At 49.8% G+C, this 15,387-nt stretch carries 13 protein-coding genes; 6 read left to right on the forward strand and 7 right to left on the reverse strand.

What is annotated here, in order from left to right; all coding sequences use genetic code 11:
- Window positions 1–160 precede the first annotated feature (160 nt).
- The 5 genes from P2H89_RS34270 (at window position 161) to P2H89_RS34290 (ending at window position 5,551) form a co-directional block, all read left to right on the forward strand.
- Window positions 161–844: a hypothetical protein gene (locus P2H89_RS34270; RefSeq protein ID WP_275835883.1), complete on the forward strand. Its 684-nt coding sequence runs from the start codon at window positions 161–163 to the stop codon at window positions 842–844.
- A 23-nt stretch (window positions 845–867) separates the two neighbouring features.
- Window positions 868–1,980 carry a hypothetical protein gene (locus tag P2H89_RS34275; protein ID WP_275835885.1) on the forward strand — a complete coding sequence of 371 codons (1,113 nt, stop codon included), beginning with the start codon at window positions 868–870 and terminating at the stop codon, window positions 1,978–1,980.
- A gap of 19 nt (window positions 1,981–1,999) precedes the next feature.
- Window positions 2,000–3,796, forward strand: a complete 1,797-nt coding sequence (locus P2H89_RS34280) for an OmpA family protein (RefSeq protein ID WP_275835887.1) — start codon at window positions 2,000–2,002, stop codon at window positions 3,794–3,796.
- Window positions 3,797–3,919: 123 nt separating this feature from the next.
- A complete protein-coding gene (locus P2H89_RS34285) occupies window positions 3,920–4,696 on the forward strand; it encodes an ABC transporter permease subunit (RefSeq protein ID WP_275835889.1) in 777 nt (258 codons plus the stop codon).
- A gap of 3 nt (window positions 4,697–4,699) precedes the next feature.
- Window positions 4,700–5,551, forward strand: a complete 852-nt coding sequence (locus P2H89_RS34290) for an ATP-binding cassette domain-containing protein (RefSeq protein ID WP_275835891.1) — start codon at window positions 4,700–4,702, stop codon at window positions 5,549–5,551.
- Window positions 5,552–5,692: 141 nt separating this feature from the next.
- Here the strand turns inward: P2H89_RS34290 and P2H89_RS34295 are convergent, their stop codons facing one another.
- The 5 genes from P2H89_RS34295 to P2H89_RS34315 all read right to left on the reverse strand — a co-directional run bounded on the left by P2H89_RS34295 (window position 5,693) and on the right by P2H89_RS34315 (window position 11,319).
- Window positions 5,693–6,496: a DJ-1/PfpI family protein gene (locus P2H89_RS34295; RefSeq protein WP_275835893.1), complete on the reverse strand. Its 804-nt coding sequence runs from the start codon at window positions 6,494–6,496 to the stop codon at window positions 5,693–5,695.
- 155 nt (window positions 6,497–6,651) lie between these two features.
- Window positions 6,652–7,602 (reverse strand): DJ-1/PfpI family protein, encoded by a 951-nt coding sequence (locus tag P2H89_RS34300; RefSeq protein ID WP_275835895.1) that lies wholly within the window; start codon window positions 7,600–7,602, stop codon window positions 6,652–6,654.
- Between the two features lie 26 nt (window positions 7,603–7,628).
- Window positions 7,629–8,399, reverse strand: coding sequence for a DeoR/GlpR family DNA-binding transcription regulator (locus P2H89_RS34305; RefSeq protein ID WP_275835897.1), 771 nt, complete (start codon window positions 8,397–8,399; stop codon window positions 7,629–7,631).
- 43 nt (window positions 8,400–8,442) lie between these two features.
- The gene (locus tag P2H89_RS34310) at window positions 8,443–9,210 is read right to left on the reverse strand and encodes a LytTR family DNA-binding domain-containing protein (protein WP_275835899.1); all 768 of its coding nucleotides are present in this window, start codon (window positions 9,208–9,210) and stop codon (window positions 8,443–8,445) included.
- A gap of 9 nt (window positions 9,211–9,219) precedes the next feature.
- Entirely contained in the window at window positions 9,220–11,319 is a 2,100-nt protein-coding gene (locus P2H89_RS34315) for a histidine kinase (protein WP_275835901.1), read from the reverse strand.
- Between the two features lie 223 nt (window positions 11,320–11,542).
- Between P2H89_RS34315 and P2H89_RS34320 the strand changes: the two genes are divergently transcribed.
- Complete coding sequence (locus P2H89_RS34320; RefSeq protein WP_275835904.1) at window positions 11,543–12,466, forward strand: NAD(P)/FAD-dependent oxidoreductase; 924 nt, start codon at window positions 11,543–11,545, stop codon at window positions 12,464–12,466.
- A gap of 134 nt (window positions 12,467–12,600) precedes the next feature.
- Here P2H89_RS34320 and P2H89_RS34325 read toward each other — a convergent pair whose 3' ends face one another.
- A complete protein-coding gene (locus P2H89_RS34325) occupies window positions 12,601–13,356 on the reverse strand; it encodes a Bax inhibitor-1/YccA family protein (RefSeq protein WP_275835906.1) in 756 nt (251 codons plus the stop codon).
- Window positions 13,357–13,656: 300 nt separating this feature from the next.
- Entirely contained in the window at window positions 13,657–15,111 is a 1,455-nt protein-coding gene (ricT, locus tag P2H89_RS34330) for a regulatory iron-sulfur-containing complex subunit RicT (protein WP_275835908.1), read from the reverse strand.
- Between the last annotated feature and the right edge of the window lie 276 nt (window positions 15,112–15,387).

The following is a 15,387-nucleotide window of genomic DNA, read 5'->3' on the forward strand; positions in this document are numbered from 1 at the left end:
GTTTGGGCTACTACACGACGTTAGTTGCATGCATTTGCAAAAAAATATTTAAATATTCTACGTGTAACAATTCTTATTCACTCCACACTGATGTATCAACAATGCAGTTGAATACCTCGCATACCATGCAACACTAATTATTACATAAACATTTCATTCCATGCTTAAAAGTTGGAAACATCTGTTTGTAAAAACAGATGAACCCACTGCTGGAAAAGAAGAAGCTATTGAAGCTTTCTCCTTACCGGCCAGTGAACCTATTGCCCCAGCTGCGGGAAAAAGCAGTATAACTCCGGTCAAAGCTCAGGATGCCGCTGTGTCGGAAGTTATTGAAGTCTATGAATCGGGCCTGGAGTCGATCAATATGCCAGGGTACGACTTCTATGAGTTCTACCAGGCGATCACCATTACCGGCCAAACAGGCGAGCATACCTATCAGTTAGCTTTCCAGATGGCGCGGTCGATGGACAAGACGATCACCGTGCAAAAGCTTTTGCAGGATGCCGAGTTCTACATCAGCAAGATCAATGAGGTACACGGACAGTATGTAGGGCAGGGACAGTCTAAGCTGCGGTCGCTGGAAGAAAAAAAGCTGGCCGAGAAAGGTCAGCTGCAAAGTGAGATCGATCAGGGAGCAGCACGGATTGCGCAGCTGCGGGCAGAGTTACAGCAGCTGGAGTCGACTGTGGGTCAGCAGAAAGGTATGCTGGCGAAGATCGATGAAGGGTTTGCGCCGCAGGAGCGATCGGTACGCGAGAAGCTGGCTGCCAATGATGCGGCGCGCAGTATCAGTATCGAAAAGTTACAGAAGATCCGGGAGGGCATTTCCCGGTTCATTAAATAAAAACCAATAACACCCAAATAAACATGTCAGCAGAAACAAACAAGGTGCTTGAGCTTCCTATTCTTAAGCACTTTGAAAAAAATCAGATCACCCTGAATCCAAAGAATTGGAGAAAGGGAGAGAAAGGTATCGCCTGGATCGTGGGCCTTGTTCTACTAGGCACCATGGCCTGGGGGCTGTACCAATACATTTTGCCCATTGTATTTACCTGGATAGGACAGGCGTTGGGCGCCATTTCGGCTGCCGTGCTGGTGATCGCCTTCTTTATTATGCTGCCGGTACTGGTTAAGGCACTGAAGAAGATCTCGCGGTCGATGCACAAGGCCTTGATCCGTCATGATCCTTTCGGCGAGCTGGAAGAGCAAAAAGAAAAGATGGTGCAAAACAGGGTTCAGTTCAAAGAAGCGAAAGCCAAGATCAAAGCGATCAAATCGAATATGGAATCCGAATCGATCAAAGCGGAGAAAGAAGCGAAGGACTACCAGGATAAAGTAGTGAACCTTCAATCGCGTGCTACCACTACCAAGCAAAAGATGCAGGAACTGGAGAAACGTAAAGGAGAAGCAGCGGCTAAGGAAACAGACGAGTATGTGGAACTGCAAACCAATATGATGAAAACGCTAAGCGAAGCGCAGCGGGTGAGTCATATGCTGAACCAAAGCACCGGCCTGGTACGCAAATACGGTAGCCGTGCGCACGTGATCGGTAAGCTCGACAAAAAGCTGAACATAGTGGATACGGCCATGGAGATCAAGATCGCTGACTTTGAAGTGAGTATCGATATGTTGAAGAAGGAATACGCTTTTGCACAGGCCGCGCGTAATGCAACGGAACAGGCTAAGAGTGCGATGCTGTTCACCAAAGGCTGGGAATTGGAATATGCGCTGGATGTGGTTACTGATACCATCGCCATTGACCTGGCCACTACCCGTGAAAACCTGTTGGACCTCGACTCTTTGACCAGTCAGTACTCGCTGGACAGCGATGAGCTGTACAGTAAGCTGGATACACTGGCCGATCAGATCAAGACCGACAATTATGACATCCCTGCTTCCAAACAATATAGCAATCCCAATTACCAGCTTTCGCAGGAAGATAAAATGGAAAGCAAAGGTTTTGGTGACATATTCAATTAATCCCTTAAATACTAATAAAATGAAATGGTCAAGTTTAACCTTATTTTCTAAATCACTCATCACACTGGTATTGGCCGGTGGTATTGGTGGTGCTGTATATTATCTCTCACCCGGTTTGCGGGTGGATGAATCAAAATCGGTGGAGAAACTGAATCTTTCCGATAAAGATGTAAACAATGTGGTTACGTCGGCAGAATTGCCCTTACCGGGCGACGCGCCTTCTACCACGGTTAATGGTAAACCGCTTGTGCGTATTGCCGGCTATGCGTGGAATGCGCAGTCGGGTATCATCGTGGCCAATGGTGGTCCGAAGACGGCTACCGGCTCAGTGATGGAGTCGAATGGCGTAAACCTCGAGATCATCCGCCAGGACTGGCTCTCGGAACTGCGTAACCTGCAGATGAAATTCGTAGATGAGTTTGACAAGGGGAACAGTTTTCCGAAAGAAGGTGCGGCAGGCATCATGATCATGGGTGATGGCGTGCCATTCTATATCAGCTCAGCACAACAGGCGCTGGATGACAAATATGGCGCAGGTAAGTATCAGCTGCAGGCTGTGGGTGCTATCGGTTTGAGTTATGGTGAGGACAAGCTGATCGGGCCACCGAGCTGGAAGATGAACCCTCAATCGATGAAGGGTGCACTGGTATCGGCGGTGATCGGTGATGGTGACTGGGTTACTGCGGTGAACTACGCTTCTGCCAATGGTATCAAGATCAACCCCGACCCTTCGACCTATGATGCGGAGGCGGTCAACTTTCTTGCTTCGGCCAACGATGACTATATCGAATCGGCGAAGGAGCTGATCAAGTCACAAACACAGGGCTGGACAGTGCCCCTGAAAGAAGTGAAGGCTGGAAAGCTGACGGGTAAAACCATCGATAAGAAGGTGGACGGTTGTGCCACCTGGACACCCGGTGATAAGATGGTGTTTGATGCGTTGAGCGGTTTTACCGACGTGGTGTCGACGAAAGAGTTCAATAATCAAATGGCGGCGACGATCATCTTCCTGCGCCAATGGGCGGATGCTAACAAGCAAATAGTGAGCAATATCCTGAAGTCATCCTATGCAGCTTCGAACCAGATGAAGCAATACGACAACTGGCGGAAGCGTGCTTCAGAAACCACTGCAAAGTCGTTCAATATGGAAACGCCTGCTTACTGGTATGCAATGTTCAAAGGTCAGCAGGGCGAGAAGGGCGGCGTATCGTACAATATGGGTGGTTCGCGGGTGTTCAACCTGGCGGATGCCAACCAGTACTATGGTATTTCGGACGGTACCAACCGATACAAGGCGGTGTATGACCAGGTATCCCGTTACCTGAAAGACCTGAACCCTGCAGGGTTTAACCAGAACGTGAAGCGTGTTGTGCCTTATGAAGAGGCGGTGAACATGGCGTTTCTGAAAGACGTGAAAGATATCGATGCGGGAACTACTTATGCCACCGATTATTCGAAGAAAGCCACCAATGTGATGGCTTCGGGCGAATGGAGGATCAACTTCGAGTCGGGAAGGGCTGCTATCCGTCCGGAAGGAAAGGATGTGCTGGAGCAGATCTATAACCTGCTGGTGCAGGCAGAAGACTCCAAACTGGAGCTGGTAGGCCACACCGACAATACCGGTACGCAGGATGGCAACTACGCTTTGTCGACTGCGCGTGCTGAGGCTGTGAAGAATTACCTCATCGCCAAAGGGATTCCTGCGGACCGATTCCAGAAGATCGATGGCCGCGGGCAGGATGAGCCTGCTGCCGATAACAGTACAGCTGCCGGTAAGGCAAAGAACAGGCGCGTGGTGATCAGCTTGTTGAAGTAATGGCGGAAGATTGCGTGGATTTGATGTGTGGAGAAAAGCCATAGTGGGTCGGATTGAATTATTGGCAGTGTTGGGTTGGTGGAGCGGGATGCTCACATTTCGAAAAATTTATTCAATGAATCAATGGAAATAAAAAAATGGCTCCGGCCTTTTGAGACAGTCGACCGAAAGCAGCAGTTGTTGATCGGTGGTGTGTGGTTGCTGCTGGTGTTGGGCTATTGGTTCTTGTCTTCGGCGGGGAACAAGCATTTGTTCCCCACGCCGGGACAGGTGTGGGATGGGTTTCGATCGCTGTACGATGAAGGGCTGGTGGTACATATTGGTAGTTCTTTAGGGCTGTGTTTACAGGCAACGTTGTTGTCGATCCTGATTTCACTGGTGATCGTGTATTTGTCGCCCCTGCCAGCGATCAGGCCTTTGGCGAGCGCTTTCAGCAAGCTGCGTTACCTGCCGCTCACGGGTATCACGTTCTATCTCGCCATTCTCGTAAAAGATGCGCGTACGATGCAGGTAAGTGTGCTATTCATATTCATGAGCCTTTATTTTATCACGTCGCTGCTGGCTGTGCTGAAGGATATTCCTGCCGATGAGATCGACCATGCCCGCAGTTTGAAATGCAGCCGTTGGGAAGTATTGTGGGAGGTGGTGATCAAAGGGCGGCTGGATTATGTGATGGATGTATTGCGACAGAACCTTTCTATTACCTGGATGATGCTGGTAACAGTGGAGTCGATCCTGGTGGCGGCGGGTGGTTTGGGGGTGTTGATCAAGAACAGCGATAAGTTCATGAACCATGGCCGCATTGTAGCGCTGCAACTGGTGATCCTGCTGGTGGGCTTGTTGCTGGACCGCGTGCTGCACCTGGCCCGTAAGTCTTTCTTTAAATACTCAACTTTTTAATCGATGATGGTGATCCCTTATGAACAAAAGGATACGATCCTGCATGTAGAGAACCTTTGTGTTAGCTACGGCGACCGGATTATTTTGCAGAACGTGAACATGGTGGAAAGAGATACTATTCGGGAGGGCAAAACGCAGGGGCAGGTGATTGCTGTGCTGGGCAGGTCGGGCCGTGGTAAATCGACCTTGTTCCGCGCGTTGACGGGCCTGGAAAAGCCCAGTTCGGGTAAGGTATTGATCCCTGATTTCAATAAAGTGGCAGCCAATGGTAAGCAACCCGCCAAGCTGGTACAGGAGGGTGATGTGGGTTTTGTAAACCAGAAGTATACTTTGTTCAGGCACAAAACGGTGTATGAAGCGCTGTGGTTTGCTATGCGGAAGAGTGGTTTTTCCAAAGCTGAGAAAGAAGATGAGATCATGCATTACCTGAAAGAGTGGGGGCTGGAGAAACACAAGGACCAGTACCCGAATTTTTTATCGGGCGGTCAGCGGCAGCGGACGGCTATCCTGGAGCAGTTGCTGAGCTCAGGGTACTATATGGTGCTCGATGAACCTTTTTCGGGATTGGATATCGGGAATATCATGAGTGTGAAGAAATCTTTTGACCTGATCAGTCAACGGCACGATCTGAATACGATCATCTTCAGCACGCACGACATTGAGCTGGCTGTTGAACTGGCGGATTCGATCTACATACTCGGGTATCCGCCCGATGACAAAGGGCAGGTGCTGGCTTCAGGTACGATGTTGAAGCATTTCGATCTGAAGGAATTGGGCCTGGCCTGGCAGGATGGGTTTACGGAGAGCCATCACGATTGTGTGCAGGAGATCAAGGAAATTATGTTACGAGCTTAGATTGTTACTGTAGGAAGCGATGTGCTGACGGCTTTCTTCGAATAGATTGACCGGAGTAGGGCAGGATCAAAAAGGCAACAGGCCTGCCTGCATTCCGGCATGACCTGTCTCTTGACCATTCATTATGTGCTTACCTCTTCTTTATTGTTTTTGTACGGTCAGGCCTTCGCCGGGTACCCATTTATCGTACTCCATATAAGTGGCTACGTTGCGGGCTGTTTCTTCGCCGCGGATCTTTGCCACCAGGTGCAGCGCCCCGTCGATACCGGCAGATATGCCCGCTGTGGTGATCACTTTTCCATTGTCGACAAAACGAACATTGGATAAGACCTTCGCAGTGGGCACTGCTTTTTTCAGGTTATCGATGCTTTCGTGGAAAGTGGTTACGGTGAGGTGATCGAGCAGTCCGGCTTTGCCCAATATGAAGGCGCCGGTACATACCGAGAAATAGTAATCGGGCGTGGGTTGTTTTTTAAGCCAGTCAATGACCTGCGGGTCGCTGCTCGCTACACCTGCATTGCCACCGAAGAAGGCGATGATATCGGCCTTGGGTGCATCTTCGATGCTGTAATCGGGTAATATTTTCAGGATGCCCTGTGACACGATGGGGGCCTTGGTTTTGGATACGGTAAATACCTCAAACTGGGCATAAGCAAATACTTCCATGGGGCCGGCGAAGTCCAGTACTTCCACACCGTTCTGCAGGTAAAATGCCACTTTCAGCTTCTTCTTGTTCATTGTCTTTTTGTGTTCGTTGGATGTTTGTTGTAACAATGTCATTCCGCAATGCGGGCATTTGCCGGCTGCTGCGAAGGTGATGGTGTCGCAGGAGTTGTTGCAGGGCATGCAATACCAGGCTTTGGCAGTTTGTGCCTGTGCGGCTATCGGCTGGTGCCTGACGATGAGCGAGAGGAGAATGAACAGGTGGATCAATGTTTGTTTCATGGCTATACTTTTCACAAATCTACCATTGAATAGCCTGGGCGGGCAGGACAGGATGGCGCAGTTTTGGGACAAAGTTCACGGACAATAATGTCGGGTCACCGGAGTGCGAGGGGAAGCTCAGTGTGTGCGGAGGGTGATCCGGATAAAATGGCCGTTTAGCTGTTCTTCAACAATTGGCGCAACTGATTGGTGCTTTTGAGCCCGATCGATGCCGCTATGGTTTGCATGGTATGGCCTTCTTTACGTAATTGCTGTGCCCTGTCGGCCCGGAGTTTTCCTACATACTGGCTGATGGAGATCCTGGTGGTTTTCCTGAACAGTCGGGTGAGGTTGCGGCCACTCATGTGTACCTGCTCGGCCAGTTGTTCAATGTTGACCTTCTTATCGAGTGATTGAGCGAGTATATCCTGCGCTTTATGGATGCGATCGTCGAGGTGATTGCGATATTGCAGAAAGGCGCTCAATTGCGGATCGGTTTCTGTTCTGCGCATATATACTACAACCTCTTTGGCGATACTGGCTGCCATCCGCGAGCCGAACAGCTCTTCGAGCAGGAAGAGTGAGAGATCAATACCCGATGCCACGCCGGCACTGGTGTAGATGCCCTCGGAATGTACGAATAGCCGGTTGTGCTGCACCAGGGTTTCGGGATAACGCCGGGCAAAGCGATCGAGGTATTTCCAGTGGGTGGTGGAAGGTCTGTTGTCAAGCAGGCCTGCTTCGGCCAGGAGGTAGGCTCCTGTGCAAACGGAGCAGATCATTACCCCGTTGCGATGTTGGCTGGTGAGCCATTCCTGGAAGGGACGGGAGCTTCCTCTTAAAAACTCTTCGTTCAGGAGCAAAGAAGCTTCGAGGCCTGGCACAAATACCAGGTCGCCTTTGTGCAGGTCGAGTGTATGGTAGTCGACGAGGCCACCGAGCATGAGGTGGCTGCTGCTGATGATGCTTTTATCGCTGGCCTGCAGGTTGGTGAAATACAGGCTGACCGGTGCTTCGTAACAGGCTGCCTCATAAAATATATGGGCGGGTCCGGTTATATCGAGCAGGTGTACCAATGGGGGGATGACAAAAACTACCTTGACCGGTTCTTTTCTGACAGGGCGCATAGTGCCCTAAAGTTAATCAAGTTGGCTTACAATATACCGAGGCCTGCTGCGGCATAGGGCCTGAACAGTTCCTGTGCAGGATCCTGTTCGGTGATAAGGGTATCCAATGCTGTGATGGGACAAAGCTGCACGGGCCGAACCTGGTTGATGCGTTCTGCCCTGCACAGGCCAATTACTTTCTGCGAGTTTTCGATCATGGCCTTTTTGATCTGTGCAATTTCCCAATCGGCTTCGCTAAGGCCATATTGCACGTCGATGGCCTGGATGTCGAGAAGGCAGATATCAGCCTTGATCTGTTTGATCTTGGCAATGGCTTCGCTGCCTACGGTAAGTTTTCCGTTCTTGGATACCTTGTCGCCAATAATGATCACCTCGATGGATGGGTGGCGGGTGAACTCCACGATGGCCTGTATACTGCCGGATATGATAGTAGCTTTGAGGTCTTCGGGCAGTGTTCTGGCGAGCTGGCTGGCGGTAGTGCCGCCGCTGGTCATCACAAACATGCCGCGATGGATCAATTGGGCTGCTTTTTGGGCGATGATCTTTTCGGGAAGTGTTTGTTGGGTTTCGGGGTGAGTTGTTTCTTCACCGGGCCCGGGGGTTACTGCCTCTGTATACGTCAGTGAGAGCGCCCCTCCATGCACTTTGAGTAGTTTCCCTTTGTTGGCCAGTTCCTGCAGGTCGCGGCGTATGGTATCTTCCGACACATTCATTTTTTGTGAAATGTCGGCCGAGATGACTTTTTGGTGTTCGGTAATCTCCTTAAGAATGTACGCCTGTCTTTCTTTTTTGAACATACTGCCTGGGTTGTTATCGTTTTTATTATTTGGAAGGGTGGGATTATTTGGTTGTGAACTGATTTTTTCCGGGTTGCAGTTTCTTCAGCAAAAGTTCCTTTTTGCTGCGGGAAACATCGATAGAGGATCTATCACTCATGATAAGATTTCCTCCTTCACCTTTTATGTATTTTCTGATCTCGTTCAGGTTTACAAGATACGAATGGTGCACCCGCATGAAGCCTGACTCTTCCAGCATTTCCTCTACTTCTTTAAGGGTACGTGAAACAGTGATCTTTAGTTTGTCTTTTAACGAAATGATAGTATAGTTACTGCTTGAAGAGCAGCTGATAATGCTGTCGAGGGGTACGAGTTGCAGACCTTCCATGGTGGGTAGTGCTACCTGGTTTACCTGCTGGGCCGGCTGATGCAGTTTTTGTAATAGTATCTGCAGTTGTTGAGGCAGGGGACGCATGAGGCGGTCGTGAGCTTTTCGCACTGCTGCTTGTAGTTCTATACGGTCAATAGGTTTCAGGAGATAGTCCAGCGCACTGAACTTGATCGCTTTTAACGCATACTGGTCGTAGCTGGTGGTAAATATGAGATCAAAGTTAATGTGGGGCAGCTTTTCCAGTAGTTGAAAGCCATTCATGTGCGGCATTTCGATATCGAGGAATACGAGCTGTACCGGGTGGTTGGTAATCGCTTGCATAGCTTCGGCTGCCGAATGGCACACAGCTTCGACGGTCACCGTGGGGCAATATTTTTCGAGCAAGGTGCTGAGCACTTCGCAACAATATGGTTCGTCGTCTATGATGATGGCTTTGATCATATTTTCTTATCAAGCTGTTTCGTGCAATTGCTCTTTGTACCTGATGCCGATGTTTACTTCTGTACCGCTTATATTGCCCTGATCATCGGTAATGTCCTCGATTCTATAATAATGTTGCACTGACCGGTCTTCGTTGAACAGGGCCAACCTGTCGGCTGTAAGTTGTATGCCCATGGAGCGGATCTTTTCGCCCGACTTGCTTTTGATCTCGGCTGCTTTTGCTCGTCCTATGCCGTTGTCCGTTATGACGCAATTTAGAACATTATTACGCATACTAAATGCAACTGATAGTTGTCCATGCCCTTCTTTGTGCATTAATCCGTGCCAAATGGCGTTTTCGCAGAAAGGCTGCAACAATAGTGGCGGCAGCATGATATTGGATGGCTCTATGTCGTTGTTATAGATGATGCTGTAGTCGAATGCGTTCTTAAACCGCAACTGTTCCATCTCGAGATACAGCCTTAACATTTCAATCTCATCTTCCAATACGATCAGCGGTTTTTGGGAATTGATGAGTACCAGGCGGATGAGCCTGGAGAAGCGGGTAAGGTAATCGGATGCTTTTTCGGCCTCGTTCTTCAGGATAAAGCGATTGATGGAGCTTAGGCAGTTAAAAAGGAAATGGGGGTTCATCTGGGCGCGCAGGGCCTGCATTTCAAGCTCGGTAGTGCGGTGCTCAAATTCGCGGCGGATCTTTTCATTCTTCAGCTTTTCATTCTTCCGCTTAAGGGAAATGTTACCCAGTACCATGAGGCTTAAAAATGCCACTAATGCGAGACCGCCGAGGAGTATGTTTCTGAATAGTTGATTGCCCCGGAGTTTTTGTTCATTGATCAGCTTTTCCTGCTCGAGCAGTTGTATTCTGGTAAGGTTCTTTTCATCGTCGGCAATGCGGCGAAATTCGTACAGTTTACCTTTAAACTGATCGCTTAGGATGGCTTCTTTCGTTTGTACGTATTGCCTATAGTAGTAATAGGATTGGGTTGGCTGTTTTAATGTGTCGTACAGTGCAGTCAGGAGCTCGCAAGCGTGCCGGATGTTGAGACGGGCATTTTTTTCCTCTGCCAGGTTTAGTGCCTCATGGGCAAACTGTTTGGCACGGGTAAAGTCTTTCCGGTCAAGGTATATTTTGCCAAGGCCCAGCATAGCATACATGTAGATATGTCTTTCGCCGCCCGCCTTCAGCGTGTGATAGAGATCGGTATAGATGGCTTCGGCCGAATCCTTTTTGCCGCGCTGCAGATAATAATCTGCTACCCTCAGTTTTGTGGATTTGCTGCCGGCATTGCCGCTGTAGCTTTCCTGGTAATAGTGCCAGGCCGAATCGTACCGGCCAAGATCGCTATAGAGATCGCCGAGGCATTGCGAGAGGTGGCGATAGGCCCATTGTATCTTCCAGGGATTCCAGGCTGCTGCTTTACGATAGTATTCGAGGGCGCTGGCATGGTCGCCAATATTGCGGTATGATTTTCCGATCTCCACCAGTGACAATACAATATTGGCCCTGTCGCGCAACTCAAGGCTCAGGGCGAGTGCATGCTGGGCGATCTCGAACGCTTTTTCATAATTACCCTGATTGCCATAGATGCTGCTGATCGTCATGGTGGCATCGGATATTTCCCGTTTGAGACCGAGCTGTTTGAAATAACGAATGGAAAGGTCTATGGTGTGGATCGCTTCTTCGAAATCGCCCCTATACCAGAGTGCCTGCCCCGTGCCCCGGTATCCCAACGCTACTAAGGTGTCGTTCTTTTGTTCTGCCGCCACTTTGGTCGACAGGCGAAACCATCTTATTCCTTCATCGGGTTTCGATTGTTGAAGTAATACGTTGCCAAGGTGATTGGCGGCGATATATATGCCTCTTTGGTATTTGAGTTTTTGCGCTTCGTCGAAGGCAACTTGCGCGTAACGGATGCCCGAGTCAGATTTGATCATGCCTGCCCATATATAGCGGGCAGCGATCCTGTTGAGCAGGTCGGCTTTATCGGTGCCGTAGGTGGTCGGTAGACTTGCTTTTAGTTTTAGCAATTGCAGACTATCTGTTTGTTGCGCCTGAAGGCCAACACCCAGCAATACGCATATGCAGGCAAGTAGGATCTGTTTCCCCATATTAGTCAGCTCGGGGTGAGCCATCTCTTATCAGGCTACTCCCCCGATTTTAAAGCTACCACTAATCGGGCAATGATGGATGCGGGAGTGAGCAGTTAACAGAGCCTGGTGATAGTTGGCGGGAATGACTGAGTGGGGATGGATCATCGATGTAGGGGGGGCTATATTGGCTGACTTAAATGCAATATGGTTGCAAATAGTGAATATTTCCTACTTTTGATCTATGGAAGCAATAACTACAACAGGAGCGGCCGACCTTGAAGTTATCATTGTTGGCGGCAGCTATGCTGGTTTATCGGCGGCTATGGCGCTTGGAAGATCGTTGCGCAGGGTATTGGTGATTGATGGAGGCTTGCCCTGTAACCGGCAAACGGCTCATTCACACAATTTCATTACGCAGGACGGGGTCGTTCCGGCAATGATTGCCGGCAAGGCGCGGGACCAGGTGCTGGCTTATCCAAGTGTACAGTGGATTAACGGTATGGTTACAGAGGCCCGTAAAGAGGCCGGTGGTTTTGTAATCACCACCGCTTCGGACGAATCGTTCCATACGCTGAGGGTTTTATTTGCTACCGGCATTTATGATATGTTGCCCGAATTGTCCGGGTTTCAGGCCTGCTGGGGTATCTCGGTGCTTCATTGTCCTTATTGCCACGGCTATGAAGTGAATGGTAAGCGACTGGGCATTATGGCGAATGGCGATATAGCCTTTGACTATGTGCGCCTTATTCATCAATGGAGCAAACAACTGACCTTATTTACGAATGGACCATCGACCCTGGTAGATGCTCACCGGCAGAAAATTCAACAGCACGGTATTGCGATCATTGAAACGCCTGTAAGCGGTGTTGCGCATGTTGGTGGATACCTGAGCGGCGTAATGCTAGCCAGTGGAGAGGTAGAAGTGGTAGATGCATTGTTTTACAGGCCTGCCTTCCGGCAGCATTGTGACCTGCCCGTTGCGCTGGGTTGCAACCTTACGGAGCAAGGGTATATTCAGGCCGATGATTTTGGTAAGACCAATGTACCGGGGGTGTTTGTGGCGGGCGACAATGCGAATATGATGCGTTCCGTAGCGGCTGCTGTAGCTGCAGGTAATAAAGCGGGTGCCTGGATTAACCGCGAACTGGTGGAAGAGCAGTTTTAATGATAAGCTGAGTGAGCGTGGGGGGAGGAGGTTGGGCGTAGAGTTTCTTACCGGGTTGTAAATAGTGTATATCAGCATAAAAAAGGGCTGACCGTTGATATCCGGTCAGCCCTTTTAAGTATTAGTTCTACTGATTATTTTCTGTCGGACAATTTAGCCAGCAGGCGAAGGATCTCCAGGTATAACCATACGATGGTTACCAGCAGTCCAAAGGCTCCATACCATTCCATGTATTTGGGGGCCTGGCGTGCAGCACCCTGCTCGATCATATCGAAATCGAGGATCAGGTTGAGGGCTGCAATACCTACTACTACCAGCGAAAAGATGATACCGATGGTGCTTCCTTCATGAATGAATGGAATGTTCACGCCAAACAATCCGAGGATCATCGAGATCAGGTAGAAGACGGCGATACCCGCTGTTGCGGTTATGATGATCGATTTAAATCTTTCCGTGGCTTTGATGACCCGGAAATGATAAAGTACATACATCGCGATCACCACACCGAAGGTGAGGCCTACCGCCTGCATGATAATATTGGGCGCGAGTTTGGCGAAAGCAAAATTATAATAGGATGAAACGGTGCCGAGGAAGAAGCCTTCCACCAGTGCATACAGGGGTGCTGCCCATGTAGCCCAATGCGGGCGGAAGATTATCATGAAAGCAAGAATAAGTCCTCCAATGATCGATGCCCACATGTAGGGAACGACGTTAACACCAGAGGCTGCCATTTTCCAGGCGAGGCCTGCTGTTCCCATGGCGAGGATGAAGAGGATACCGAATTTGTTCAGGGTACCGCGCACTGTCATCACATCAGTGTGCTGTTGTCCAATGGCGCGATCGAAGATTTTTTCACTTAATGCCGGATTACCGGATTTGAATAGGGCCATAGTTGTTCTGTTTTATTTGATCAAGATACAAATTTAGTTGAAATACATGAAGCTGCAAGTGTCAACCCCTTCATATAGAGCTGGGAATTAACATAATATTATTTGAATATGAGCGTTGCGACGATTGATCTCCCTTTTGCAACGTTTTGTTTCCGGAATCAGGCTGATCAGCTGGCGGGTATCGGTGGGGGAGTGCCGTTAGGTTGCAGGAGCTGTAAAAGAAACGGTGAACCTGCCTTTGTGTGCGTGGTTCACCGTCGTTATTATGTTTGCGATCGCGCTATCTAAGCATTGATCCGCTTAATCATTCTTTTGTTGAGGCGGATTGGGTGGCCGGCGATCTTCTTTTTTAGGCTGTTGCTGCTGCTGGCGATTATCCCTGCGCTGCTGTTGTTGCCTGTTTTGTTGCTGGCCTTGTTGGCCTCCGCCTTGTTGTTGACCTCCACCCTGTTGAGGTCGTTGGCCACCTTGCTGGCCGCCGCCTTGTTGCTGGCCTTGCTGACCGCCACCTTGCTGAGAGCGTTGCTGGCCGCCTCCCTGTTGAGGGCGTTGGCTGCCTTGTTGCTGGCCTCCCTGTGCTTTCGGTTGCTGTGCGCCCTGGCCATGCTGGCCGCGTTGACCACCCTGTTGCTGAGGTTTTTGTTGCTGGCCCTGTTGTTGGCCTCCACCCTGTTGCTGACCACCGCCTTGTTGCTGGCCAGTACGCTGTTGTTGTCTGCCTTGCTGCTGTTGACGGTGTTCTTTCTGGTGGTGTTTTTTCTTCTTCTCAGCCCTTTCGAGACTGCGCAGACTGATCTGACCAACCACATCTACGAATTCGGGTTCTACTTCCCTCGGTTTGCTGCTGGTTACTTCTACCGCTTCCAGCTGATCGGGTATGACGCCCTGGGCATTGAGTTGTTTTATCTTGCGTACCCTTTCGATGGTAACGGGGTATTGCTTATTGCTATCGGGCAATACGTACCACATCAGGTTTTTGAAGATATCCTTTTTGATGAGGGTGGCATTGCCTTTTCCTACCTGCAGCATATCGGCATTGTCGGGGAACGCCTGCAAAGCATCGAGGTAGGTATCGAGTTCGTAGTTGAGGCAGCATTTGAGACGGCCGCACTGACCACTGAGCTTGCTTTGGTTGATGGACAGGTTCTGGTAACGGGCGGCGGTGGTGTTGACCGATTTAAAATCGGTGAGCCAGGTACTGCAGCACAATTCGCGTCCGCAGCTTCCCACTCCGCCTACTTTGGCGGCTTCCTGGCGGGCGCCAATCTGCCTCATTTCCACTTTCACCTTGAACTCGCGGGCGAGTATCTTGATCAACTCCCGGAAATCGACCCGGTCGTCGGCGATATAGAAGAAGGTGGCTTTGCGTCCATCGGCCTGTATTTCAACCTCGCTCATTTTCATTTCGAGGTTGAGTTGTTTGGTGATGGCGCGGGTTTGTATCAGGGCCTCTTTTTCGCGGGCTTTGTTTTGCTGCCAGATCTCGAGGTCCTTGTCGGTGGCGCGGCGAAGCACTTTTTTGAGGTCGGAGTCGAATTCGCTCACATTCCGTTTCTTCATTTGGATGCGCACCACTTCCCCGGTGAGTGATATTTCTCCCACATCGAATCCGCTGATCCCTTCTACAGCGATGAGATCGCCTTTTTCGAACTGCTGGATAGTGGTGTTCCTGAAGAAATCTTTCCGGCTGCCCCGGTTAAAACTCACCTCTACTACTTTGCATCCGGTGTCAAGATCGCTCAATGGCAGATTCATGAGCCAATCGTATGCATTCATCCTGTTACAACTACCTGTGCTGCAGCCTCCATTGCTTTTACAGCCAGCCACTTTTCCTGTGGTTCCACATGAACTACATCCCATTCTATCAGTAATTGACGATGAAAAAAATTGTTGACGGCTGCTGGTCAGCACATTGTATGAGAGGGTGGGTTGCCGGCGCCAATAAGTCGATTATAATCAGCCCTTTTAACGACTGAAATATAGCACTTTAGTCTGTCCCGGGGTTGTTGACCCATCGGGCAATATTCAGAC

The organism is Paraflavitalea sp. CAU 1676 (assembly GCF_029223285.1).
Taxonomy (GTDB): Bacteria; Bacteroidota; Bacteroidia; order Chitinophagales; family Chitinophagaceae; genus Paraflavitalea.

Coding starts and splice junctions, on each gene's coding strand:
- P2H89_RS34275 (WP_275835885.1), top strand. CDS start 868: ATGTCAGCAGAAACAAACAAGGTGCTTGAGCTTCCTATTCTTAAGCAC.
- P2H89_RS34270 (WP_275835883.1), top strand. CDS start 161: ATGCTTAAAAGTTGGAAACATCTGTTTGTAAAAACAGATGAACCCACT.
- P2H89_RS34310 (WP_275835899.1), bottom strand. CDS start 9,210: ATGATCAAAGCCATCATCATAGACGACGAACCATATTGTTGCGAAGTG.
- P2H89_RS34325 (WP_275835906.1), bottom strand. CDS start 13,356: ATGGCCCTATTCAAATCCGGTAATCCGGCATTAAGTGAAAAAATCTTC.
- P2H89_RS34315 (WP_275835901.1), bottom strand. CDS start 11,319: ATGGGGAAACAGATCCTACTTGCCTGCATATGCGTATTGCTGGGTGTT.
- P2H89_RS34290 (WP_275835891.1), top strand. CDS start 4,700: ATGATGGTGATCCCTTATGAACAAAAGGATACGATCCTGCATGTAGAG.
- P2H89_RS34300 (WP_275835895.1), bottom strand. CDS start 7,602: ATGCGCCCTGTCAGAAAAGAACCGGTCAAGGTAGTTTTTGTCATCCCC.
- P2H89_RS34280 (WP_275835887.1), top strand. CDS start 2,000: ATGAAATGGTCAAGTTTAACCTTATTTTCTAAATCACTCATCACACTG.
- P2H89_RS34295 (WP_275835893.1), bottom strand. CDS start 6,496: ATGAAACAAACATTGATCCACCTGTTCATTCTCCTCTCGCTCATCGTC.
- ricT (WP_275835908.1), bottom strand. CDS start 15,111: ATGAATCTGCCATTGAGCGATCTTGACACCGGATGCAAAGTAGTAGAG.
- P2H89_RS34320 (WP_275835904.1), top strand. CDS start 11,543: ATGGAAGCAATAACTACAACAGGAGCGGCCGACCTTGAAGTTATCATT.
- P2H89_RS34285 (WP_275835889.1), top strand. CDS start 3,920: ATGGAAATAAAAAAATGGCTCCGGCCTTTTGAGACAGTCGACCGAAAG.
- P2H89_RS34305 (WP_275835897.1), bottom strand. CDS start 8,399: ATGTTCAAAAAAGAAAGACAGGCGTACATTCTTAAGGAGATTACCGAA.